The sequence below is a fragment of the Lysinibacillus sp. FSL K6-0102 genome (genome assembly GCF_038003545.1).
GTDB lineage: Bacteria > Bacillota > Bacilli > Bacillales_A > Planococcaceae > Lysinibacillus > Lysinibacillus capsici.
In genome coordinates, this window is sequence record NZ_JBBOPH010000001.1 from 3,778,247 (window position 1) to 3,801,403 (window position 23,157).

25 protein-coding genes are annotated in these 23,157 nt (G+C 38.4%); 8 read left to right on the forward strand and 17 right to left on the reverse strand.

Features of this window, described 5'->3' with window-relative positions; genetic code table 11:
* Window positions 1-246: 246 nt before the first annotated feature.
* From NYE73_RS19255 to NYE73_RS19270, 4 genes are read left to right on the forward strand one after another with little or no spacing between them, the layout of a single operon-like run.
* Entirely contained in the window at window positions 247-1,299 is a 1,053-nt protein-coding gene (locus tag NYE73_RS19255; protein WP_259949588.1) for a sulfate ABC transporter substrate-binding protein, read from the forward strand.
* 11 nt (window positions 1,300-1,310) lie between these two features.
* Entirely contained in the window at window positions 1,311-2,144 is an 834-nt protein-coding gene (gene cysT, locus NYE73_RS19260) for a sulfate ABC transporter permease subunit CysT (RefSeq protein ID WP_259949590.1), read from the forward strand.
* A gap of 10 nt (window positions 2,145-2,154) precedes the next feature.
* On the forward strand, window positions 2,155-3,030 hold the full coding sequence (gene cysW, locus NYE73_RS19265) for a sulfate ABC transporter permease subunit CysW (RefSeq protein ID WP_048394442.1): 876 nt from the start codon (window positions 2,155-2,157) through the stop codon (window positions 3,028-3,030).
* A 15-nt stretch (window positions 3,031-3,045) separates the two neighbouring features.
* Entirely contained in the window at window positions 3,046-4,116 is a 1,071-nt protein-coding gene (locus tag NYE73_RS19270; protein ID WP_048394440.1) for a sulfate/molybdate ABC transporter ATP-binding protein, read from the forward strand.
* Window positions 4,117-4,159: 43 nt separating this feature from the next.
* Here NYE73_RS19270 and cysI read toward each other — a convergent pair whose 3' ends face one another.
* The 7 genes from cysI to NYE73_RS19305 all read right to left on the reverse strand — a co-directional run bounded on the left by cysI (window position 4,160) and on the right by NYE73_RS19305 (window position 11,711).
* Window positions 4,160-5,875 (reverse strand): assimilatory sulfite reductase (NADPH) hemoprotein subunit, encoded by a 1,716-nt coding sequence (cysI, locus tag NYE73_RS19275; RefSeq protein WP_259949596.1) that lies wholly within the window; start codon window positions 5,873-5,875, stop codon window positions 4,160-4,162.
* 123 nt (window positions 5,876-5,998) lie between these two features.
* Window positions 5,999-7,792 carry an assimilatory sulfite reductase (NADPH) flavoprotein subunit gene (locus NYE73_RS19280; RefSeq protein WP_054549434.1) on the reverse strand — a complete coding sequence of 598 codons (1,794 nt, stop codon included), beginning with the start codon at window positions 7,790-7,792 and terminating at the stop codon, window positions 5,999-6,001.
* Between the two features lie 43 nt (window positions 7,793-7,835).
* The gene (locus NYE73_RS19285) at window positions 7,836-7,985 is read right to left on the reverse strand and encodes a YezD family protein (RefSeq protein ID WP_115672973.1); all 150 of its coding nucleotides are present in this window, start codon (window positions 7,983-7,985) and stop codon (window positions 7,836-7,838) included.
* Entirely contained in the window at window positions 7,985-8,725 is a 741-nt protein-coding gene (locus NYE73_RS19290) for a sirohydrochlorin chelatase (RefSeq protein WP_259949600.1), read from the reverse strand. The genes NYE73_RS19285 and NYE73_RS19290 overlap by 1 nt, the downstream gene beginning before the upstream one ends.
* 12 nt (window positions 8,726-8,737) lie before the next feature.
* Window positions 8,738-9,511, reverse strand: coding sequence for a uroporphyrinogen-III C-methyltransferase (cobA, locus tag NYE73_RS19295; protein ID WP_054549436.1), 774 nt, complete (start codon window positions 9,509-9,511; stop codon window positions 8,738-8,740).
* Between the two features lie 352 nt (window positions 9,512-9,863).
* Window positions 9,864-10,067: a hypothetical protein gene (locus NYE73_RS19300; RefSeq protein ID WP_016991509.1), complete on the reverse strand. Its 204-nt coding sequence runs from the start codon at window positions 10,065-10,067 to the stop codon at window positions 9,864-9,866.
* 135 nt (window positions 10,068-10,202) lie between these two features.
* The gene (locus NYE73_RS19305) at window positions 10,203-11,711 is read right to left on the reverse strand and encodes a leucyl aminopeptidase (protein WP_048394430.1); all 1,509 of its coding nucleotides are present in this window, start codon (window positions 11,709-11,711) and stop codon (window positions 10,203-10,205) included.
* A gap of 123 nt (window positions 11,712-11,834) precedes the next feature.
* Here NYE73_RS19305 and NYE73_RS19310 point away from each other — a divergent pair, with 123 nt between their 5' ends.
* Window positions 11,835-12,317, forward strand: coding sequence for a divergent PAP2 family protein (locus tag NYE73_RS19310; protein ID WP_048394429.1), 483 nt, complete (start codon window positions 11,835-11,837; stop codon window positions 12,315-12,317).
* An 89-nt stretch (window positions 12,318-12,406) separates the two neighbouring features.
* Here the strand turns inward: NYE73_RS19310 and NYE73_RS19315 are convergent, their stop codons facing one another.
* From NYE73_RS19315 to NYE73_RS19340, 6 genes are all read right to left on the reverse strand, one after another.
* Complete coding sequence (locus NYE73_RS19315) at window positions 12,407-12,736, reverse strand: YuiB family protein (protein WP_004228336.1); 330 nt, start codon at window positions 12,734-12,736, stop codon at window positions 12,407-12,409.
* Window positions 12,737-12,980: 244 nt separating this feature from the next.
* Complete coding sequence (locus tag NYE73_RS19320; protein WP_237898570.1) at window positions 12,981-14,774, reverse strand: carbon starvation CstA family protein; 1,794 nt, start codon at window positions 14,772-14,774, stop codon at window positions 12,981-12,983.
* 117 nt (window positions 14,775-14,891) lie between these two features.
* Complete coding sequence (locus NYE73_RS19325; RefSeq protein ID WP_054549438.1) at window positions 14,892-15,635, reverse strand: LytR/AlgR family response regulator transcription factor; 744 nt, start codon at window positions 15,633-15,635, stop codon at window positions 14,892-14,894.
* A gap of 6 nt (window positions 15,636-15,641) precedes the next feature.
* The gene (locus tag NYE73_RS19330) at window positions 15,642-17,393 is read right to left on the reverse strand and encodes a sensor histidine kinase (protein ID WP_054549439.1); all 1,752 of its coding nucleotides are present in this window, start codon (window positions 17,391-17,393) and stop codon (window positions 15,642-15,644) included.
* Window positions 17,394-17,418: 25 nt separating this feature from the next.
* Window positions 17,419-17,916, reverse strand: coding sequence for an NUDIX hydrolase (locus NYE73_RS19335; protein ID WP_259949605.1), 498 nt, complete (start codon window positions 17,914-17,916; stop codon window positions 17,419-17,421).
* A gap of 321 nt (window positions 17,917-18,237) precedes the next feature.
* On the reverse strand, window positions 18,238-18,612 hold the full coding sequence (locus NYE73_RS19340) for a HesB/IscA family protein (RefSeq protein ID WP_048394421.1): 375 nt from the start codon (window positions 18,610-18,612) through the stop codon (window positions 18,238-18,240).
* Window positions 18,613-18,798: 186 nt separating this feature from the next.
* Between NYE73_RS19340 and NYE73_RS19345 the strand changes: the two genes are divergently transcribed.
* On the forward strand, window positions 18,799-19,491 hold the full coding sequence (locus tag NYE73_RS19345) for a DUF2225 domain-containing protein (RefSeq protein ID WP_048394419.1): 693 nt from the start codon (window positions 18,799-18,801) through the stop codon (window positions 19,489-19,491).
* Between the two features lie 50 nt (window positions 19,492-19,541).
* Here NYE73_RS19345 and NYE73_RS19350 read toward each other — a convergent pair whose 3' ends face one another.
* Window positions 19,542-19,778, reverse strand: a complete 237-nt coding sequence (locus tag NYE73_RS19350; protein WP_004228295.1) for a NifU family protein — start codon at window positions 19,776-19,778, stop codon at window positions 19,542-19,544.
* An 83-nt stretch (window positions 19,779-19,861) separates the two neighbouring features.
* On the opposite strand from NYE73_RS19350, the gene NYE73_RS19355 reads away from it, so the two are divergent.
* Entirely contained in the window at window positions 19,862-20,197 is a 336-nt protein-coding gene (locus NYE73_RS19355) for a YuzD family protein (RefSeq protein WP_054549443.1), read from the forward strand.
* Window positions 20,198-20,251: 54 nt separating this feature from the next.
* Here the strand turns inward: NYE73_RS19355 and NYE73_RS19360 are convergent, their stop codons facing one another.
* Window positions 20,252-21,316, reverse strand: a complete 1,065-nt coding sequence (locus NYE73_RS19360) for an NAD(P)/FAD-dependent oxidoreductase (RefSeq protein ID WP_004228288.1) — start codon at window positions 21,314-21,316, stop codon at window positions 20,252-20,254.
* A gap of 269 nt (window positions 21,317-21,585) precedes the next feature.
* Here NYE73_RS19360 and NYE73_RS19365 point away from each other — a divergent pair, with 269 nt between their 5' ends.
* Window positions 21,586-21,822: a YuzB family protein gene (locus NYE73_RS19365; RefSeq protein ID WP_004228286.1), complete on the forward strand. Its 237-nt coding sequence runs from the start codon at window positions 21,586-21,588 to the stop codon at window positions 21,820-21,822.
* A 79-nt stretch (window positions 21,823-21,901) separates the two neighbouring features.
* Here the strand turns inward: NYE73_RS19365 and NYE73_RS19370 are convergent, their stop codons facing one another.
* Complete coding sequence (locus tag NYE73_RS19370; RefSeq protein WP_048394415.1) at window positions 21,902-22,654, reverse strand: TIGR01457 family HAD-type hydrolase; 753 nt, start codon at window positions 22,652-22,654, stop codon at window positions 21,902-21,904.
* The gene (locus NYE73_RS19375; protein ID WP_048394413.1) at window positions 22,651-23,103 is read right to left on the reverse strand and encodes a DUF86 domain-containing protein; all 453 of its coding nucleotides are present in this window, start codon (window positions 23,101-23,103) and stop codon (window positions 22,651-22,653) included. Before NYE73_RS19375 ends, NYE73_RS19370 begins: the two co-directional genes overlap by 4 nt.
* Window positions 23,104-23,157 lie beyond the last annotated feature (54 nt).

Below are 23,157 nucleotides of genomic sequence, written 5' to 3' on the forward strand. Positions count from 1 at the left end.
CATTTTTTTTGCTCTTTGCTGCATATGATGAGTGGTATCTAAGGACACTTTTATTAATTTTCAAAATAAATAATCTTTTTTATAATTCCTTGTTGACTAATAGGAAATATATGTTTAATGTATTACTAAAGCTTTGACCTAAAAAAACGCTGATCAGAGGATCTGAAGGCCATCTACCCAATGTTGTCATGTCATTGTGGGTGATGGCTTTTTGCATTCTTAAGACAGAAAAGGGGCGGATTAACTATGAAAAAAAAGAGCTATGTTCTACAATCCATGGCATTATTAACTATTCTAACGCTTAGTTTAACTGGCTGTGGAAGTGCTAACTCAGATGAAAAAACAAGCGGTCAGGAAGACAAGAAGTCTGTAGAGCTACTAAATGTTTCCTATGATCCAACACGGGAGCTTTACGATGAGTTCAACAAAGATTTTATAAAAAAATGGAAGGATGATACTGGCCAAGACGTCACAATCAATCAATCACATGGTGGATCTGGCAAACAGGGGCGTGCAGTTATTGATGGTCTTGAAGCCGACGTTGTGACACTCGCACTCGCTTACGATATTGATGAAATTGCTCAAACTCGTGAGCTGCTGAATAAAGATTGGCAAACCGAATTTGATCTTAATTCGACTCCCTATACATCTACAATTGTTTTTTTAGTTCGCAAGGGCAATCCCAAAAACATACAAGATTGGGATGATTTGATTCAAGATGATGTATCTGTCATAACGCCTAATCCCAAAACATCTGGAGGTGCACGGTGGAACTACTTAGCTGCTTGGGCTTATGCCGGAAAGTTATATAACAATGATGAGACAAAAATAAAGGAATTTATGAAATCACTTTACAGCAATGTAGAAGTACTTGATTCTGGCGCTCGTGGAGCTACAACAACATTCGTAGAACGTAAAATTGGAGATGTCTTAATTGCGTGGGAAAATGAAGCATACCTCTCTCTCAATGAATTAGGTAAGGATGAATTTGAAATCATCACGCCTTCTTTAAGTATTTTAGCAGAGCCACCAGTTGCAGTTGTAGACAAAATCGTAGATAAAAAAGGGACACGTGAAGTCGCTGAAGCTTACTTACAGCATTTATATAGTGATACAGGCCAAGAAATTGCGGCGAAAAATTATTATCGACCACGTAGTGAAACGATTCTAGCAAAGTATAAAGATCAATTCCCTCAGCTTGAACTTGTTTCCATCGATGATTTTGGTGGTTGGTCACAAGCACAAGCAACCCATTTTAAAGATGGTGGTACCTTTGATGAAATATACGTACCACAATAAGGAGCGTTTTGATGAGCAGTTTAATCATTCCTAAAAAATTGCGTCGAATTATTCCAGGCTTTCATTTATCTCTTGGTTATACAATGCTTTACGTAAGTTTACTAGTGTTACTACCACTTTCCATGATTTTCATTCATACCATGTCCTTAAGCTGGTCAGCATTTATAGATATCATTACAGATCCCCGTGCTGTTGCTTCCTACAAAGTGAGCTTCAGCACTGCACTGATTGCAGGCTTACTAAATGTTTTTTTCGGTACGACTATTGCATGGGTTCTCGTTCGCTATCAATTTCCCTTTAAACGAATCATTGATGGGCTTGTAGACTTACCTTTTGCATTGCCTACTGCTGTCGCTGGAATTGCTTTAACATCTCTTTATGCACCAAATGGTTGGATTGGTCAATTTTTTGATTTTAAAATTGCCTTTACACCTCTTGGCATCATTATTGCTTTAACCTTTATCGGGCTACCATTTGTTGTACGAACGGTCCAGCCCGTTTTACAAAATATCAGTGCTGAGGTGGAGGAAGCTTCGGCAAGCCTTGGAGCCAATCGTTTACAAACCTTCCGTAAAGTCATCTTACCAGAGCTAGTACCAGCTATTTTAACTGGCTTTTCCTTGGCCTTTGCGCGCGCTTTAGGTGAATATGGCTCGGTTGTTTTTATTGCAGGAAATATGCCGATGAAAACGGAAATTACGCCGTTAATTATTATGACAAAGCTTGAGCAATATGATTATGCGGGGGCAACTGCCATAGCTGTTGTCATGCTTGTGACATCCTTTATTTTGTTGTTCACCATTAACTTGATACAATGGCTAGCCAATCGTCGGTTTGTACATTAGGAGGTACTATATGGAACAATCAACTTTTATTCAGCAGGCTAGTACAGGAAAAAGGAAAGCAGCTACACAGACTGCTGCCTTACAGGAGCCTCGTATTATTCGCTATACGTTAATATTTATTGCCTTAGCTTTTTTAGCTTTCTTTATCGTACTACCTTTAGTATCTATTTTTATTACAGCCTTTCAAAAAGGATCCGATGTTTACTTTGCTGCGATTACACATCCAGATGCATTAGCTGCTATTAAGCTTACATTAATCGTCGTAGCCATTACTGTACCCCTCAATGCAATCTTTGGCGTAATGGCTGCCTGGGCACTTACAAAGTTTAATTTTAAGGGGAAAAATCTATTACTTACTATGGTAGATTTACCTTTTGCAGTTTCACCTGTTATCGCAGGTTTAGTGTTTATTTTATTGTTTGGCTCACAGGGACTATTTGGTGAATGGTTGTTTGCACATGATATTAAAATTGTTTTTGCACTACCTGGCATTGTCCTTGCCACAATTTTCGTCACATTGCCCTTTGTTGCACGTGAATTAATACCGCTGATGCAAACCCAAGGTATATCTGAGGAAGAAGCGTCCATTTCATTGGGGGCAAGTGGCTTTAAAACCTTTTGGTATGTCACTTTACCCAATATTAAATGGGGACTATTCTATGGTTTGATTTTATGTAATGCACGAGCCATCGGAGAATTCGGGGCTGTGTCTGTGGTATCTGGTCATATCCGTGGCATGACAAATACGATGCCCCTTCATATTGAAATTCTCTATAATGAATATCAATTTGCAGCAGCCTTTGCAGTTGCTTCCTTAATGAGCGTAATGGCCATCTTTACATTAATTGTGAAAGACATTATTGCTTGGAAATCAAAATCTAGTTAAAAGGAGATGGTCTCAATGAGTATACAAATTCAAAACGTATCCAAAAAATATGGGTCCTTTCAGGCACTAGAGGATATATCCGTACATATTCAGTCTGGGGAGCTAGTAGCACTGCTTGGCCCTTCTGGATCAGGAAAAACCTCATTATTACGTGTGATTGCTGGGCTTGAAACAACGGATGTCGGCAATATTTTATTTGATGGTCAATCCATCACAGATCGTCATCCAAAGGAACGCAATGTGGGCTTTGTCTTTCAACATTATGCGCTTTTTCGCCATATGACGGTCTTTGACAATGTAGCTTATGGCCTGAAGGTACGTCCTCGAAAAAGCAGACCTTCAAAACAACAAATCAAAGATAAAGTGATGGAATTATTGCAACTTGTGAAGCTTGAAAATTTCTCAGATCGATATCCAACACAGCTCTCAGGTGGGCAACGACAACGTGTCGCACTGGCAAGAGCGCTTGCTGTAGAGCCAAAGGTACTGTTACTAGATGAACCATTTGGAGCTCTCGATGCAAAAGTACGCAAGGAGTTACGTCGCTGGCTTCGAAAGTTACATGATGAATTTCATATTACAAGTATTTTTGTGACACATGACCAAGAGGAAGCTCTCGATGTTGCAGATCGCATTGTGGTCATGAATAATGGCAAAATCGAGCAAATTGGTAGTCCAGATGAGGTCTATACAAATCCCAAAAGTCCATTTGTCTATGACTTCTTGGGCAATGTTAATCTATTTAAAGGTCGCTTACATAATGGTAAGCTCATGCAGGGTGAAGTTGCACTTGATGTACCTGAGGCCCTAACACATTCAGAGGACAATGCGATAGGCTATGTACGTCCACATGATATTCAGATTGAGAAAACAAGTATTTCAGGTACAGTTCCTGTTAAAATCAGCCACATTCATTTGCTAGGACCTATCGTTCAAATTGAACTACGACGTGAGGATCTTGATGAATTTTTAGAAGCGGAGTTATCAAAAGAACAATTTCATCTTCTTCAACTGAAGGTGGGCGATCAGGTATTTGTAAAGCCGAAACAATTAAAGGTATTTATTCCTGAGGATTATTCTATATAAAAAACCATGTAGCAAATTTTTCTTTGCTACATGGTTTTTATTTTTAATGAAATTCTCTCCCATCATAGACAGCTGTGACATACCCAGCACGAATGACAAAGTCTCCAAAATGTTCGCCCTCTAAACGTTCCTTTGAAAAATGCAGAAGAATTGGTCGTAGCTCTGCTAAAATTTCCTCCTCACCAATATTTTCACGATAGATTTTATTTAAGCGATTGCCTGTAAAACTTGCACCAAGGTACATATTATATTTACCTGGCCCTTTGCCAATAAAGCCGATTTCACCCATTGCTGCACGTGAACAGCCATTTGGACAACCAGACATGCGAATAACAATTTCTGTTTCATTTAAGCCAGCCTCATCAATAATGGCATCAATTTTTGTTATAAGAGAAGGTAAATAGCGTTCTGCTTCTGCCATGGCTAAGCCACATGTCGGTAATGAGACACAGGCAATGGAATTGCGGCGTAAGGCAGAATAATGCGCACCGTCTGTTAGCTTGTATTGTTCAATAAGCGTATTTATTTGTTTCTTTTTCTGGGGTGTTACATTGCTAATCATTAGGTTTTGGTTCGGTGTTAAACGAAAATCACCCGTGTGCACCTTAGCTATTTCACGTAAGCCAGTTAACAACTGATAATCCTCAAAGTCTTTTATACGGCCATTTTGAATAAATAACGTATAATGCCAATGACCATCTGCCCCTTTAATCCAGCCAAATTCATCACCTGTACGCTCAAAAGTATAAGGACGAGCCTGCTGAATTTCCCAGCCTAGACGACGCGTTAATTCTTCTTGGAACCATTCAAGTCCTCTCGCATCAATCGTGTATTTAAATCGTGCATTTTTACGGACAGAGCGATTCCCATAATCACGCTGTATCGTTATTATTTTTTCTGCTGTTTCTAGTAATTTATCTGGCGTTATAAAGCCAATTTCACGAGCAAGCTGTGGATAGGTTTCATGATCACCATGTGTCATGCCCATGCCTCCACCAACCGCTACGTTAAAACCAACAAGCTGATTGTCTTCAACGATGGCAATCAGTCCTATATCTTGTGAAAAAACATCTACATCATTACTTGGTGGAATCGCAATACCAATTTTAAATTTACGCGGCAAATATTGAGCTCCATAAATCGGTTCAATTTCTATATCCTGACTATCTACTACCTTTTCTCCATCTAACCATAATTCATGATAAGCGCGTGTTCTCGGCAGTAAATGCTCACTTAGTTTTGCAGACCAATTATAAACCTCTTCATGTAATGCAGACTGGTTTGGATTGACATTACACATTACATTACGGTTCACATCTCCACATGCAGCAAGAGAATCCAATAACACCTCATTGATTTCCTGCATATATTTTTTAACATTCCATTTTAAAATGCCATGTACTTGAAATGCTTGGCGTGTTGTTAATTTTAAAGAGCCATTGCCATACTTTCTAGCCATTTCATCCATCACAAGCCATTGCGCTGGGGTAGCTGCTCCACCTGGTGTTCGTACACGTACCATAAATTGATAGGCCGGTTCCAGCTTTTGTTTCTGACGTTCATTCCGAAGATCTCGATCGTCCTGTAAGTAACTGCCATGAAATTTCATAAGGCGATTATCGTCCTCTGGGATACCAGAGCTTAATGGATTATTCATGGTACGTTCGAGTGTTCCACGTAGGTAATTACTTTCGGTTTTAATACGCTCTACATCACTTGGTTTCCCGGGCTGTGGAGGTAACACTATTTTTTCAGTCATTCTTTATCGCTCCTTTAATCCATTACACCTCAGCGTATTGGGCATACCTGAGGGTTTACTTGCTAACAAAGAGATCAACTCATTAATAAGGGAAGGTTTTCGAGAAATTTGTGTTGAACTCCATTAATAAACGTCACGTTGGTAGCGTTTTTGCTGTTTTAATTCATTCACATAGACTTTTGCTTCCTCTGGTGTTTTCTGTCCTTGCTGCTCAATAATTTGATGAATGGTTGCATCCACATCAGATGCCATTGATTTTTCGTCACCACATACATAAATGACAGCCCCCTGCTCCAGCCACTCATAAAAACTTGCGGCATTTTCATGCAATTTATGTTGAACATAGATTTTTTGGTCTGTATCACGTGAAAAGGCTACATGCATGTGACTTAATGTGCCAGCAGCTAGCCAACGTTGCCAATCCGTTTGATAGAGGAAATCCGTAACAAAATGCTGATCACCAAAGATGAGCCATGCTTTCCCCTCAATCCCTAACTCTTCTCGCTCCTCTAGAAAAGCTCGATATGGTGCAACACCTGTGCCTGCACCAATCATAATAATTGGCGTTTCATTATTCTCTGGCAATCTGAAATTCGGATTTTTATGAACATAGATTGGTAATGTATCACCTATTTGTATTCGTTCTGCCACACTTCCAGAGCAAACACCAAGACGTTGTCTACCTGCTGTTTCATAGCTTACCTTGCCAATCGTTAAATGAACCTCTTCGCTATTGGCCTTTTGGCTACTAGCAATAGAATAAAGTCGAGCTGGAATTTTACGCAGTAACTCTACAAATTGCTGTGCACTCCAAGTAAATGGTGTAAATTCCTCTACTAGGTCGAGCAAGTCTCTTCCTTTTGCATAGTCCTTCCAGGCTTTTGGTTCTTCAAATAGCTTAGAAAATTCTTTATGCTCTGTATAAGCAGCAATTTTTTCGAGTAACGGTTTAGATAACACCGTAATTTCTAATTTTTTCTGTAGTGCTTCTTTTATTGTTATTGTTTCATCAAAAACAGTCACTTCTGTCTCCGAATCAAATTGAAGTGCTGTCAGCAATGCATTGACTAATTGTTCATCATTCTCTGGCAGAATGCCAATGCTATCGCCAGGTTCAAAATGAAAATTAGCTCCCTCAATCGATAATTCAAGATGACGCGTCTCTTTATTGGAGCCACGACCATTTAGATTTATATTTTCAAGTACTTCAGCGTAAAATGGATTTTTTCTTGAATATGTAGATTCTTCAAGTACTTGCGCCCCTTCGGTGTGTGCTGAAGTAGACGTTGCTGAAGTTGTATGCTGAAGAAATTCCTGTTGAACCGCGGAGAACCACTGTGCAGCTGCGTCATCATAATCTACATCGCAATCTATACGAGGAACAATTCTTGTTGCACCTAATTGCGCAAATCGCTCATCGAAGTCCTTACCTGTCTTACAAAAAAATTCATAGGAGCTATCCCCTAAAGCAAGAACCGAATATTGTAGGTGTTCTAGCTTAGGCGCCCGCTTGCTATGCAAAAATTCATAGAATTGTATCGCTTGATCGGGTGGATCTCCCTCTCCATGTGTACTCACAATAAGTAATAGATTGGTGATCTTTTTTAAATTACTAGCTTTAAATTTCCCTAATGATGAGACAGTTACATCTACCTGCTGCTCTTTTAAAGCTGCTGCATACTTTTCAGCTAATCCTTGACTATTGCCTGTTTGGGAACCATATAAGATTGTTATTGTTTTGGTAATCGGCTGGGCTGCTGGTGGTGCCTGTTCAACAATTGCTTCAAGAGTTGCTTGGGGAGCACTTAGGTAACCGTTTAGCCAAAATTTTTGTTCAATTGTTAATTTAGGGAGAAGCTCGTTTAATAACTTCACCTGCTCTTCATTAAATGGACTGTTTATTACTTGTAATTTCAATCTTTGCCACCTCACGAATCTTCTTCATTTCATATTTTTTAATTTATCGAAGCCTTATTTTTTCCTTTTTCTCAATCTGAACCACATAGGAATTTTGAACAATCAATGTAATTGATCCGTGGTTCACAGTATTTAACATTTGGCGGACATTATCTAATGCTAGATTTATATTTTCAGTTCTTTTATCTACCATTACGAAACACCTTCCTCTTTAAAATGTAGTAATTCATCAATACGTTCCACTAATACTTTTTTCACATTGTCGTCATAGCCTAAGCTTTCACATAACATAATGTTTTGACTGTCAAAGCCTTGTAATCGCTTGGCAATACTTTGTCTTAAAATGCCTGTAAATAATAAATAAGGGACAATAAAAATTTGCTGTTGCTTCCCTTTAACTTGCAGTAACCAGTCTTCAAAGGTTGGTCCCATTCCGTATAAGAAGCATGTATCAACGGCTTTATAGTGATATTTAGTACGTAGCCTTTTGGCAATTTTGGCTAAATCCCTCTTGACGGCTGGATCACTACTCCCACGTCCTATGAGTAAAACACTCGCATTGCTGTTAGGTTGCTGTTTTTCTATTATCCTAGCTTGTAATGTGTCAATTAATCGTTCATGAATGCCAAGAGGCTCACCATATGTAAACTTTACATATGGGTATAGTTTTTGAGCTTTTGCCATTTCTTTCGGAATATCATGCTTTGCGTGTTGAGCAGCTAGTAGGAGAATAGGCATTACGGCAATCGCTGTTGCCCCTTTCCCAATACAGCTAGCAATGCCTTCTGCAATGGTTGGTGTTGCCAGCTCTAGAAAGCATATTTCCTGAATAGCTACTGTCACTTCTTGTTGTACGCCTTGAAGAAAGTTTACGGCCTGCTCTACACCTTCCTTGACACGACTGCCATGTGCAATATATAAAATAGCCTGCATAATCCCACAACCTTATCCCGTTATTTGGATTGGCTGTGCGGGGTTTTGCTCAAACCAATGAATGGTTTCTCTTAAGGTCACAACCTTCCCTACTAATATGATGCTAGGGTTATGAATATTTTCTGTACGCACAATTTCCTCAATTGTAGCTAAAGTCCCCGTAACAGTTCTTTGCTTAGTAGAAACTGTTCCCCAGTGAATAACAGCCACAGGCGTTTTTTCATCACGGCCATATTTGAGTAATTGTTGACGGATATACGGAAGATTACCAACACCCATATAAATGGCAATCGTATCAATTCCTTTTGCAAGACTTTCCCAACGGATAGCATCTTCTTTTCCATCCTGCATATGCCCAGTAACCATAGCAAAACTTGAACCTAAGTTACGATGTGTGACAGGAATACCTGCATATGCTGGAGCTGCTATACCTGACGTAATACCAGGCACAATTTCAAAGGGAATTTGATGCTTCGCTAACACATCTGCCTCCTCTGCCCCTCTACCAAAAACAAATGGGTCTCCTCCTTTTAATCTTGTGACAACATATCCTTGTTGGGCATAATCAACAAGCGTTTGGTTGATTTGCTCCTGAATCATGGCATGTTGCTGAGGCAATTTCCCGCAAAAGATTAATTTAGCGTCTTTCTTGGCATAGGCTAATAGCTCTTTATTAATGAGTCTGTCATATAAAATGACATCTGCACATTCAATGCAACGTAATCCTTTAATCGTAAGGAGGTCAACATCTCCAGGACCTGCACCAACAATATAAACTTTCCCCATTTCATCTCACTCCTTCTGTCAATTACGCCTCGTTGTAATGGCATTTCAGATTGATTAAACTTACTAATAAGGGTCCTCGATTTTCTAAACCTGACACTTTGCTTTCGGTACAAAAACCTTTACTAAATTAAGATAAAGAAAAAAGGCTAATATTATCCTTAGACACAAAAATGCCTATGAATAATAAAAGCCTCTAGTTTGCTAGTCAGCCACATATTTAATTCTTAGTAATATAATAAGAATAATAAATAATTTAGTATATTCTGTCAACACTAATTTTGATACTTCGTTAGGCACAATAAAAACCAGTTGTCGATATCAAGATCGACAACTGGCTGATCTAATTATGTGCTTACCATGGTCTACGATATCGCGGACCTGGTCGAAAATATGGACCTGGTGGATATGGTCGATAGTTTGGATAATATGGATTGTAAGGATATTGATTAAATTGAGAGCCAAGGAAACTGCCTAAAAAACCACCAAAAAACGGTGCGCCAAATGGCCAAATAAAGCCTCCAAATCCTCCGCCTGGATAACCTCCGAAATTGCGCATATGCTACCTCCCCTTTTTACTCTATCGTATGAAGGAAGATACATCTATCATATGTAGAATGCCTATTCTATCGAGATTAGTGCATAAATCACAAAAAATCAGCGAGAATAAACTCCCGCTGATTGACACGCTTTATTATTTTTCTTCCCCTAAACGTTGGACAAAATTCGCGAGTGTACGGACCATAACACCAGTACCACCCTTAGGTCCTAAATCATGTACAGCTACTGCATCAGATGTGCCTGCTATATCCAGGTGAATCCATGGTGTATCACCAACAAATTCGCCCACAAAACCGCCGCCGAAAATCATATGACCATCACGACCAGGTGAATTATTTAAATCAGCTACATCTGATTTTCGAATTCGTTTTTTATCATTTTCTGTTAAAGGCATACGCCAAACAAATTCATCGGTCTCTTTTGCAGCTTCCATAAATGCTTCAAAAAATGCATCATCATTTGCAAGAGCACCTGTTTTATCCATACCTAGTGCAGTAATAACGCCTCCAGTTAAAGTAGCAACATCGATCAGTGATGTAGCCCCTTGCTGTTTAGCATATGTAGTTGCATCTGCCAGAACTAAACGCCCTTCTGCATCCGTATTTAATACTTCTACCGTTTTTCCGCTGTACGTCGTAATCACATCATCTGGTTTAAACGCTGTATCAGACACCATATTATCTGTAGAACCGATAACGGCTACAACATTTTTATTTGGACGTAATTCACCGATAATTTTCATCGCACCAAGTACAGCAGCGGCACCGCCCATATCACCTTTCATACCAACCATAGAGTCCTTTGGTTTTAAAGAATAGCCGCCTGTATCATACGTTACACCCTTACCAACAAGGCCAATTGGATCTTCAAAATCTTCAGTCGCTTTATATTTTAAGGTAATTAATCGTGGTTCTTCATAAGAGCCTTGGTTAACACATAATATACCACCCATACCTAGTTCCTCTAATTGTGCTTTATCTAATATCTCTACTTCAAAATCGTATTCCACAGCAAGAGATTGTGCATAGTTAGCTAAATCCGTAGCTGTTAGTAGGTTTGGAGGTAAATTAATTAAGCTACGAGCTTCATTGACAGCATCTGCATAAATCACACCTACCTCAAAGCTTGCCACCACTTCATCTAAATCCTCTGCTGTAGTCACAAGGTGAACAGCATCAATACGTTTATCTACTTCGTTTGAAGTTGTTTTATAATGTGGGACAGCATAATAGCCAAGGCCAATTCCTTCACCTGCTAAAAATGCTACATCTGCTGTTGAAATTGACTCTGTTGTAAATGATTCAAGCCAGATGGAATACTCTTTTACTTTTAAAGATCTTAATTCTTTTCCCACTAAACCAAATGCTGTGCGAATATCACCTTCTGTGAGGTTTTTACGCTCATCTAAACCTACAAATACAATACGTTTCAGGTTAGCATGGTCTTTCACAAATGGTAATTTCGTTAGTTTCTTTAATTCAGTTGAGACGTCTCCTGCACTAATCCATGTATCAAGGGCTTCACCGTAAAAAGATGAAAAGCTTGCCCAGTCCTGCATTTGTTCACGATGTTTTGTGACTCCTACCACTAATAGTTCAGTAGAAATCGTTTCAAATGTTTTTGCTTCTTTTACAATATGCATGTAAATTCCTCCATTCCATATACTATTATAACGAAGTTTCTGAAAAGCGCGTAATATTTGCCTATATCTTCTTTTAGAAAATAATGAATGTTATAATAAAAGCAATTATTTGCGAAGGTTGTGATGAAATTGAGTTTACTCCACAATACCCCATTACTAATTGCCCTCTTTGCGGTTCTCTTTGCACAGTTTGTTAAAATCCCCATTCATTTTTTAATGACCAGACAAGTAAAATGGGGACTTTTTACCTCAACAGGTGGAATGCCTAGTTCTCACTCTGCTTCTGTCACTGGATTGGCAACCTCAATTGCCTATGAGACGGGTTTGGAATCCCCCATTTTTGCGGTAGCCGCAATGTTTTCCATTATCGTGATGTATGATGCTAGTGGTGTTCGTTACCAAGCAGGTCAGCATGCAGCCATTTTAAATCAACTGCGTAAGGATTTCCAAACATTGCTTCATGATTTAAAAAAATGGCCACAGATGGACGGACAAGAAAAAATGGAGGAATTAAAAACATTATTAGGCCATAAACGAAGTGAAGTATTTTTTGGGGCTCTAACGGGTATTTTTATCGCCATCATAGCCTACGAGTTTTTCATCTAACAGACATCAACACATCCTCTAGAGGAGGCTGTGTTTTTTTGTATAAAAAAAGTATTCTTTCTTCAATTGAAGAAAGAATACTAAGCACGTTAGAACATTCGATAGCCACTTTTACGTAAATAAATCATCACGATACCAGCCACAATAGAACCCGCAAAGCCACCTGATAAAATAGCAATATCCACAAACTGAAGTGCCTGTAATTTATCAATTAATGCTGGGAATGCAGAGCCTGGCTTAAAAATATAATCTAAGAAGCTTACTTCATCTACAATAAAGATGACAACAATTGGATACACAATTGCCATTAACCATGTCATCCGTAACAGCATATTTAACAAGAATCCGATACCAAAGAACATGACGAAAAATAACAAAATAGAAATGATTAACTGCACTAATGAAACTGGACCATCCATGTATGTATAACCTCCGTTTTCCTCTCATTAGTTTACATGATTACGACACCGCTTTCAATGAACATATCCTTGTTTTCGCTTGTTCGTCATATTTAGGAAAATCATCAATCGATCATCTATGGTTGATCTTTGAATTTAGGGGTATATGCTTCTTCCGCGGTATTTGCTTCTCCTTCGTCGTAGATGCTTTTTTCACCAAAAAACTATTGAAGACAAATGCTTATCTTCAATAGTTTCTATGATTTTATGAAGTTGATTGAGCTACTAAAAACTTTGGTGATTTCCAAAGCTGTGCCCATTTTTTAAATGCTGTCAGCACAATTAAGAAGCCAAGCATTAACATGATAACAGATAAAATCCCATTTAACATATTAAAGCCTGCAGCGGCTGGATTCCAGTATACATTTTTAATCATCCAATAGCCTGCAACGTTGACCGTAATGTATAAATAAGCCAATGGGATAAAGCATGTCAATGCATAGATGCGTTTATCTGCGACCTTCAATACCATCGTCACTCCACATACTAGACCAATGGCTGCCATTAGCTGATTGGATACACCAAATAATACCCAGATTGAGCTTATATCCCCTGAATACAATAAATAGCCCCACATAAAGCAGGCAAGTGCACTAGCAAAAATTGTACCTGGTACCCAATTGGTACGCTTCAGTGGTTTATAAACATTGCCACCAAAATCTTGTATTAAATAACGAGCTACCCTTGTTCCAGCATCAATGGCTGTAAGAATGAAAACCGCTTCAAACATAATGACAAATTGATAGAAATACGAAGATAACTCTGCGAACCAAGGAATACCTGTAAAGATATCTGTCATACCAACTGCTAGCGTTACAGCACCTCCTGTTCGTCCTTCCAAGTCCATGCCGATACTTTGAGACAATGCTTGTAGATGAACGGGCTCCATTCCTAATGTAGCAAATACAGCTGGTGCTGAGTTAATCGCAAAATAGTCGGCTGGATGAAGAGCAGTAGCTGCGATTAAAGCCATCACACCTACTAGTGACTCTACTAACATAGCACCAAAGCCTACAATACGGATGTCCTCCCAACGATCAATCATCTTAGGTGTTGTTCCTGAGCCTACAAAAGCATGGAAGCCAGAAATGGCACCACAGGCAATTGTAATAGAAACAAACGGCCACACAGGACCGGCAATTACTGGTCCACCACCATGAATAAACTCTGTCAATGGTGGGAATTGAATAGCAGGATTAACAAAGAAAACGCCAATAATTAGTGCAATAAATACCCCAATCTTCATGAAACTACTTAAATAATCACGAGGTGCTAATAAAAGCCACACAGGTAATGCAGCGGCAAAAAAGGCATAGATTGGTAAGATGATAGCTAATGTATCCCGATCAAATGTTAAAAAATCACCGAATGCTGTGCCTTGAATAAGCGGTCCGATAAATACCCCAATCATTAATAAAATAAAGCCTACAGTAGATGTAACAATTAAATTGCCTGTTTTACGATAGGCAATACCCACAAGCATGGCGATTGGTATCGTAATACCTACAGCAAATGTTCCCCATGGATTGCGCTCTAAAGCACCTAACACCACCATCGAGAGACCTGCCATTGTAATCGTAATAATGAATAGCATCGCAAGGCCTGTACAGAAACCTGCGATAGGGCCTAGCTCCTCCTTCATCACTTCCGATAGGGATTTACCACCATGACGCATGGAAGCAAATAAAACAACAGCATCATGAACTGCCCCACCAATTACTGCTCCGATTAATAGCCATAGAAGTCCAGGCAAATACCCAAATTGTGCAGCTAGGATTGGTCCAACTAAAGGTCCTGCTGCTGCAATCGCTGCAAAATGATGCCCAAAGGTTACCCACTTATTCGTCGGAACATAGTCTTTACCATCTTCCAAAGCGTGGGCTGGGGTGGGCGTATCATCTTTTATTTTAAGTACCTTCTTTGTAAAGAAAATGCCATACAAACGATAGCTGATCATCAAAATACAAATAGACCCTATCACTATTGTAATCGCATTCATGCAAACACCCCTTTTACTTTTTCCACATCATAGCAAAGGAATGTCCATATTATTCGTAAAATAACTGAAATGTCAGAAATTAAAGTTGAAAGGTAGTAGTTGTCCGTTGAAATGCAACTACTTCGAAAGGTCAAAAATTTTCCGTACATCCTTCATATATAGCCTACTTACTGGAATGGAATGTCTGTTATGCACAATTAAATTAAATTTAGAACTACTCCAAGGCTCTAATTCCACAATATGCTCTAAATTGACAATATACGCGCGATGGACACGTACAAAGCCTTTTAAGGTAAGTCTTTTTTCTAACGCGGCCAATGATTCAGAAGCAAAAAAACGCCCCTGCTCTGTCACAACAACCGTTTTACTATCCTCAGAGGTACAATACAAAATATCCTGTATTTTCAATAATAAAATTCGATCGTTTACATAAACTGTTAACTTATCGAGCTTGTCCAACTGAGATGCCTTTAACTCCTCCATTGTTTTTGCTTGCGCAGCTCTTTTTTTAGCTAACAGTTTTTCCACAGCTGTTTGTACCCTTTCTGCCTCAAAGGGTTTCAATATATAATCAAATGCATTGACTTCAAATGCCTGCAAAGCATAGTCATCGTAGGCTGTAGCAAAAATAATTTCAGGTCTCTGTGCATTCAGTAATAATTGTTTAGCTAAGTCAAGTCCATTGTTCATGCCTAATTCAATATCTAGAAATATACAATCGACTTCTTCAAGCTGTGACGCTTTGCACAACTCCTCAAGATTTTCAGATTCACCACAAACATTCACTAATGCTGTTTGCTCTAATAAATATCGCAGTTCCGCGCGTGCTAAGGGTTCATCATCCACAATATATACATTCAAATTTTTCTACTCCCATCTAGTCGCCTTTAACGGCAGTTGAATCATAATTTTTGTGCCCACATCTAACGTACTTGTTATATGAAAATCCGCTTCAGAACCATAAATTTCATGGATCCTCTGATAAATATTCCAAAGAGCGGTTCCTGTCCCCTGTTCGGATTGCATTATACGCTTGCCAAGTTGTTTTACCTGCTCCTTCCTCATACCACAGCCGTTATCTTCCGTTAACAGGACCAGCTTATCATTCACACGTTGTACTTTGACATAGATTTTGCCTTCATTACGATTTTTAAAGGCATGATAAATAGCATTCTCGACAAGAGGCTGTAAGGTAAATGGAGGAATTTGCACATCAAAGAGTGTTTCATCCATGATAAATTCAACTTCGTAACGATTTGGAAACCGTGTTTGCTCAATAGATAAATAAGCTTCAACATGATCTATTTCATTTTTCAGTGGAATGAGCATTTGCCGTGCGCCCTGCAGATTGCTTCTAAAAAATGTACTAAGCTTGATTAATAATGCTCTTGCCTCATCTGCATCTGTCCGAATCAAGCTTGAAATAGTATTCAGACTATTAAAGAAGAAATGTGGATGAACTTGTGCTTGTAATGCCTTGATTTCAGCATCCTTTAATAATTTTCGCTGTTGCTCAATTTCAGCATATTCAAGCTGAGAGGAAAATAGTCTACTCAAACCCTCTGCTAGCTCCTTCTTCACCCCTGTCAAAGAATCCGCTTTAGTGAAATAAAGCTTTAAGCTTCCAACTGTTCGATGCTGTACCTTCAAGGGCAAGACAATGGCAGCACTTAATGGGCAGCTAGCGTGTGGACATTGAATTTCCTTTTGAGATGTAGCCATTAAAATTTTGCCTTCCTCTAATACTCGTTTTGTCAAAGCTGTCATGATTTCTCGATGAATTAAATGATGATCCTCCCCAACGCCAACATGTGCTAACACCCCATTTTTATCGGTAATAGCGACCGCATCTACTTTTATTTCTCTTTTAATAATTTCTGCAACCGTTTGGCATGATTCTTCATTCAAGCCCTTACGAAAATGCTCAATTGTTTGTTGGGCAATTGAAAAAGCTTGATGGGTTTGTAATGCCTTTGTTCGCTCCTCTTCATCAATAAACGTTTTAATAATCATGAAAAATAAAAATATCCCAAAGGCATTCATTAAAATCATCGGCATTGCAATTAATGAAACTAACTGTAAGGCCTGCTCAAATGGCTTCGCGACTACTAAAATCACCAGCATTTGAATCGTTTCTGCACAGATGCCGATAATGACTGCTTTCTTATAGGAAAAAGTTTGACGTATTTTAAAGCGTTTACTTAAACCACCTGTAATAAAGCCAGCTAGAATTGTTGAAACACCGCAGGCTATTGCTGTAAAACCACCAAGTGTAATTCGGTGAATACCTGCAATAATTCCTACACATACACCAACAAGTGGTCCACCAAAAATTCCTGCAATAGCGACACCAATTAATCTCGTATTAGCAATGGCCTCCTCCGCATTGATCGTACTATGTATCATCTGATTTAAAGGATGGATTGTCCCACTTTCAATTTTAATCCCTGTATAACTGCTGATAATACATAGGCTACTAAAGATAATAATGAGCCATATTTTCTCTTTCGTTCCTTGCTCCTGAAACAGCTTTTCTCGAAAGAGTCGCCATCTTGACATTAAAAAGGCAAACACAATGATCAGCCCAACTCGCTCTAACATAAATAAAAACAGCTCCATCAAAGGTCACCTCCTAAAAGTCATATTATTTTTTAAAGAATAAACGATAAGAGGTATAACCAAAAATATCACCCGGATTAATCCCTTCTATCGCCTCTAAGTGATGTCTTTCAAATTGATTGGAAGCCATTTCCTTTAACATCACAGAGGTTGTTTCATCTTGTGCTAGTTCCTGTGGATACAACCATTTTGCTTCTAAAATTTCTTTTTCTTGAATGGAAACCTGCTGCTGCTCATCTAGCATTCGACAATAAAAAATCGCCATATTATCACTGATATCATCACGGATGACACCTGTTCTAAATCCAATTAAGCCTGAGACTCTACAATCGATGCCTGTTTCTTCTTTGATTTCACGAATAACCGCTTCATCTACCGTTTCTCCTGCATTAACAAAACCTGCTGGCAATGACCAACGTCCTTTCAATCCGCTATAAGCCTTTTTCACAACTAACCATTGTCCAAGCTCATTCACCGTAACACCTGATACACCCAACCATATTTTCCCTCGATCTTTTCTCATAACCTTCACCTCTATCTACCTATTATACCTGCTCACTTTCTATGGAATGAAGCATTTATTCTGAATTTTACAGTTAATCCACAGTGAAAATGCTTCTTTCATTCAACCTCAATGAAAGAAGCTATTATACATTGCCTTGAATTTCACTAAATAAGGTCATAAAAATTTGTTGGAAGTGTCAGGTGATTTTTAACATAGTTACTTACAAACAGGTAAATAAAAAGAAAGAAAAAAGCTCCTTTCATTCATCATGTTTTGCAACATCATCAATCAAAGAAGCCTATTATTGTAAGCCCATTATTCGAATGGATTTATTTACTTTTACTCACAAACCTCAGGCGTACCTTCACGCTTTGCTGTTCTGAAAGACGTACCACAGCCACATGATGCAATGGCATTTGGATTATCGATTGTGAAGCCACCGCCCATTAGCGATTGTTTATAGTCAATTTTTGTTCCCATCAAAATCGGCGCATCTTCACGGGAAACAAGAATTGTTAAACCATGCTGAACATCTTCAAAATCATCATCTTTTTTCTCTTTATCAAAATGCATGCCATAGGATAGCCCGCTACAGCCGCCACCATTCACCACTACACGTAAAAAAGAACCTTGTTCTTCATTATGCTCCATCATTTCATTAATATGAAAGCCAGCAGCCTGTGTCACTTCTATAATTTGCTTTGTACTTGTCATCCCAATCACCTTCCTTCTTACGTATTATCATAACAATTTTGACCATTGTATGACAAACATTCAGCTTCAAGTCGATTATAAGTTATAATTCTCATATTTTTCACATTAATAGTATTTTTTATTCATGTTAATAAAAACATCATTGGTATAATAGTTACAACGAATTCTTGGCAGGGGGTAATATATATGGAGATTTCACCATATTATGAGAAAAAAATTCAATGTTTAAATTGCAAAAAAGAATTTCCAACATTAAAAGTGCGTTCAAAATTTATTAAAGTAGATCATACGGAAACAGATTTTCAACCTATTTATGCAGATGAAGTGAATGCTCTCTATTATAATGTTTTTGTATGTGAGCATTGTGGCTTTTCCTTTACAGAAGACTTTACAAAATATTTTGCACCGGGTATCCAAGATGATATACGTACACAAATTACAGAAAAATGGGTGCATCATGATTTCAAGGGTGAACGTACCGTATTTCAAGCGATTCAAGCCTATAAGTTAGCGTTTCTTTGTGGCACGATTAAAAAAGAAAAAAATGTAGCGATTGCTGGACTAACTTTACGTCTTGCATGGCTTTATCGTTCCTTAAACAATAGTGGACAAGAAGAGCGCTTTATGAAATTAGCACGTGATTATTATATGGAATCTTATTCTACCGAGGACTACAGCTCTACACAAATGTCAGCTGTCCGAATTATGTATATGATTGCTGAATTATCTAGACGTATTGGAGATATTGAAAATGCGACACGCTTCTTTTCTAGAGTCATTGAAAAACAAAGTGTCGGTGGTGAGGCAAAAATTATAGATATGGCGAAAGAACAGTGGGCCATTATTCGTGAAGAAAAAGAACATGCGCGTCATAAATAGGTAAATAAAAAAGTTCTAGCTTGCAAACAGCTAGAACTTTTTAAAAAGGCTTAGAATACTTGCTCTACTTCCACGATACCTGGTACTTCTTCTAATAATGCTCGTTCAATACCAGCTTTTAATGTAATCGTAGAACTTGGGCAACTGCCACAAGCACCTAATAAACGTAATTTCACAACGCCATCCTCAACATCTACTAATTCACAGTCTCCACCGTCACGTAGTAAGAATGGACGTAATTTATCTAATACCTCTTGAACTTGGTCGTTAATTGTTGCTTCTGCCATTTATCTCGACTCCTTTCCTTATAATGATTATAATGTTAGCAACAGAAAAAATCCAATATTGAATCACAAGGAGAGAAAATACTATGCCATCAACAAAACCTATGATTGAAATTTATGGAACAGCTGTCATCTGTGCTAGTTGTGTCAATGCCCCATCTTCCAAGGATACATATGAGTGGCTACAAGCAGCCATCAATCGCAAATATCCAGATCAAGCATATGATATTCGCTATATCGATATTGAAGGTCCAATTGAGAATGAACGCGACCAAGAGTATGCGTCACGTATTCAAGACGATGAATTTTTCTACCCCCTTGTCCTCATTAACAATGAGGTAGTTGGAGAGGGCTATGTCCAACTAAAGCCTGTATTTACGGCCCTTGAAAATTTAGGGTTTGTCCCAGACGAAACGGTTTAATAAAAATAAAGGGATTGTTTCAAAATGAATTTTGAAACAATCCCTTTCAGCTAATTAATCATTTTGACGTTTGTAATACCATAATAATCCTGATTTCATTAAGCGAGCGATACGCCCAGTTACTGTTGTATCAGCTAAGTATACAAAGCCTTGTTTTTTACCAAGAGCCCCCATGAAGCCTTTTAATTTAATATCTGGCATCTTCTCTGGTAAATGTTCACCTTTCCAACGCATACGAAGTACTTTCACAATTTGCTCCGCTTGTTCCTCTGCTAATTGTGCTGTTGGGGCTAAATCTGATGAAGCACAATCTCCTACAACATAGACATGTTCATCATCGAGTAAATTAAAATACTGTGTGACAAGTGGACGGTCATGTTTATCTTTCTCAACATCCATATCACGCACAATTTTGACTGGCTGAACCCCCGCAGTCCAAACCACTGCATCAAGTAAAATTTCATCATCATGATTAAAAATTTTACCTGGCTCTACTCTTGTAATATTTGAATTGGCAACCACATCAACATTATGCTTAACAAACCAATCCTTTACATACTTACTGAGTTTCTCTGGAAAATCTTTCAATATACGTTGACCACGGTCAAATAGCTTGATTTTTAAATCTGAGCGACTTTCACGTAGCTCACTTGCAAGCTCAATTCCACTTAGGCCAGCCCCTATAATTCCAACTGTAGACCCAGCTGGTAACCCACAAAGTGCTTGGAATGTTGCACGTGATTTACCCATTGTTTGAATGCTGTACGTATACTCTTCCGCACCTGGTACACCATGATATTTATCTTCACAGCCAAGCCCAATGACTAAATCATCATATTCTATACGTTGTCCGTCTTCAAGAATGACTACTTTTTCCGCACGATTAATTTCAACGACTTCTCCATATACGGCTGTTAAACGTTCATGCTCTGGGAAGCTTACACGAATTTCTTTATCTGTTGCTGTCCCTGCCGCCAATGCATAAAACTCTGTTTTTAAACTATGGAAAGGGGCTCTATCTACTATAACTACCTCTCTGTCTAATGGTAGGCTGTTTAATAGACGAAGCATGACACGCATATTGCCGTAGCCGCCACCTAAAAGTACTAATTTTCCCATAATAGTCTCCTTTTATATCTCTTTTAATAATTGTTCACAAAGTATCCACAAACGAGTATAACCGATTGTGAGAAGTTTCACAATATCAGAATGAAATTTTGTGAAAGATTTCACAAAATAAACGAGAACCTGTTCATTTCTATTGATTTTTAAGCCATTAATAACAAATTCCCTTTATCTTTTATTAAAAAACGTTTCTTTTCTCTTAAACATAAATAATTGACGAAAATCGTAAAACCGAGTAGCATTACTTTGGTGAGGTGACATGGATGAATCCAATGGTTGAATTTTGTATAAGTAATTTAGCAAATGGCTCTCAAGCAACTTATGAAGTACTCGAACGCGATCCAAACATCGACGTTTTGGAATATGGCTGCCTCAGTTATTGTACAAAGTGCTCAGAATCCTTTTATGCAATAGTAAACGGTGAATTAGTAGAAGCAGATTCTCCTGATGAATTAACGAAAGCCATTTATCAATTTATTGAAGAAAATCCTTTATGGTAGTTTTCTAAAATACCTATATGAATAAATTTGAACAAATAAAAAGGATGTTATGCTGAAAATTAGCATAAACATCCTTTTATTACTTTAGTACGTCCACTACATATGTAGGTTGGCATTCTTTTTCGAGGACAGTCTTTGTAGGCGTCACCCCAGTATTCACATGAATGGTGTCACAGCCAAATCGAATGCCACACATAATGTCCGTATCATAATTATCACCGATCATTACCATGTCTTCTTTCGCAATTCCATGTTCGGTCGCAATTACTTCCAGCATGGCTGGCGATGGCTTACCAATATAGATTGGTTCAACATCTGCAACTTCTCCTACCAAGCGTGCAAAAGAACCATTGCCTGGTAAGAACCCATATTCTGTTGGGAATTTAATATCCTGATTCGTGGCAATAAAGGTCGCTCCTTGCTGAACAAAAACCGTTGCCCTAGCAAGTGCCATATAATCAAGCGTACGATCAATCCCCATAACAAATACATCGGGCTCATCCTCAACAGGCACAATATTTTCATTGAGTAGTGCCTGACGAATACCATCTGTACCCATCATCGCTACCTTTTTGCTTGGAAAATGTAGGGCCACATACTTTGCTGTGACCAATGCACTTGAATAAATATGCTCTAATGGCGCGTTCACGCCAATAGACAGTAAAGCTTCTTGCAGTTGTTCTCGCGTCTTCGAAGAATTATTCGTTACATAGAATGGCTCAATTCCTGCTTGCTGTAAACGATGAATAAAAGCTACCGCAGAAGGAATACCTTCCTTCCCACGGTAGACAGTACCATCTAAATCAAAGCAATAGGCCTTATATTGTTTCATTGATGATCCTCTGGCAAAAATGCTGAAACAGGTCCTAATTCATTTGTTAAATAATTATGAACTGCTGGCGAGAACTGCTTTAAAGCCATTAGATTGGCTGTTAATACATGGATAACCTCTTGGATATCTACCTCTATAAACTCACGCACAAGCATTTTACGTAAGCCAACAACTGCTTTGTATGGTGCTTCCAAATCAGCAGCTACAACTTTTTCATCGACTAAAATATCAATAATATCCTCGTAGCTTCCTGGATCGCGCATAATGAAACCGTCAATCATTAAATTTCCTACATCCATCATTGACTCCATAATGTTGTGTCCAATTCGCTCGATAGCTAATTTCTTTATATCATTCTGAAGCCAGTTATCCTCTGTCTCCAAAATAGTTAATAGCCCATCTAAGTACTGTAAATTTTTTGTGATTTTATTACGATCTACAAAATACACAAGGAAAGCCCCCATTCAAATCTTTAAAAGTTGATAGTCTTTTCTCTTCTATAG

Coding starts and splice junctions, on each gene's coding strand:
- cysW (WP_048394442.1), top strand. CDS start 2,155: ATGGAACAATCAACTTTTATTCAGCAGGCTAGTACAGGAAAAAGGAAA.
- NYE73_RS19350 (WP_004228295.1), bottom strand. CDS start 19,778: ATGGCAGAAGCAACAATTAACGACCAAGTTCAAGAGGTATTAGATAAA.
- NYE73_RS19255 (WP_259949588.1), top strand. CDS start 247: ATGAAAAAAAAGAGCTATGTTCTACAATCCATGGCATTATTAACTATT.
- cysI (WP_259949596.1), bottom strand. CDS start 5,875: ATGACTGAAAAAATAGTGTTACCTCCACAGCCCGGGAAACCAAGTGAT.
- NYE73_RS19360 (WP_004228288.1), bottom strand. CDS start 21,316: ATGGGAAAATTAGTACTTTTAGGTGGCGGCTACGGCAATATGCGTGTC.
- NYE73_RS19330 (WP_054549439.1), bottom strand. CDS start 17,393: ATGGAGCTGTTTTTATTTATGTTAGAGCGAGTTGGGCTGATCATTGTG.
- NYE73_RS19305 (WP_048394430.1), bottom strand. CDS start 11,711: ATGCATATTGTAAAAGAAGCAAAAACATTTGAAACGATTTCTACTGAA.
- NYE73_RS19355 (WP_054549443.1), top strand. CDS start 19,862: ATGCCATCAACAAAACCTATGATTGAAATTTATGGAACAGCTGTCATC.
- NYE73_RS19320 (WP_237898570.1), bottom strand. CDS start 14,774: ATGAATGCGATTACAATAGTGATAGGGTCTATTTGTATTTTGATGATC.
- NYE73_RS19315 (WP_004228336.1), bottom strand. CDS start 12,736: ATGGATGGTCCAGTTTCATTAGTGCAGTTAATCATTTCTATTTTGTTA.
- NYE73_RS19290 (WP_259949600.1), bottom strand. CDS start 8,725: ATGCAGGCTATTTTATATATTGCACATGGCAGTCGTGTCAAGGAAGGT.
- NYE73_RS19345 (WP_048394419.1), top strand. CDS start 18,799: ATGGAGATTTCACCATATTATGAGAAAAAAATTCAATGTTTAAATTGC.
- cysT (WP_259949590.1), top strand. CDS start 1,311: ATGAGCAGTTTAATCATTCCTAAAAAATTGCGTCGAATTATTCCAGGC.
- NYE73_RS19285 (WP_115672973.1), bottom strand. CDS start 7,985: ATGGTAGATAAAAGAACTGAAAATATAAATCTAGCATTAGATAATGTC.
- NYE73_RS19340 (WP_048394421.1), bottom strand. CDS start 18,612: ATGACAAGTACAAAGCAAATTATAGAAGTGACACAGGCTGCTGGCTTT.
- cobA (WP_054549436.1), bottom strand. CDS start 9,511: ATGGGGAAAGTTTATATTGTTGGTGCAGGTCCTGGAGATGTTGACCTC.
- NYE73_RS19370 (WP_048394415.1), bottom strand. CDS start 22,654: ATGAAACAATATAAGGCCTATTGCTTTGATTTAGATGGTACTGTCTAC.
- NYE73_RS19270 (WP_048394440.1), top strand. CDS start 3,046: ATGAGTATACAAATTCAAAACGTATCCAAAAAATATGGGTCCTTTCAG.
- NYE73_RS19335 (WP_259949605.1), bottom strand. CDS start 17,916: ATGAGAAAAGATCGAGGGAAAATATGGTTGGGTGTATCAGGTGTTACG.
- NYE73_RS19300 (WP_016991509.1), bottom strand. CDS start 10,067: ATGCGCAATTTCGGAGGTTATCCAGGCGGAGGATTTGGAGGCTTTATT.
- NYE73_RS19310 (WP_048394429.1), top strand. CDS start 11,835: ATGAAATTGAGTTTACTCCACAATACCCCATTACTAATTGCCCTCTTT.
- NYE73_RS19365 (WP_004228286.1), top strand. CDS start 21,586: ATGAATCCAATGGTTGAATTTTGTATAAGTAATTTAGCAAATGGCTCT.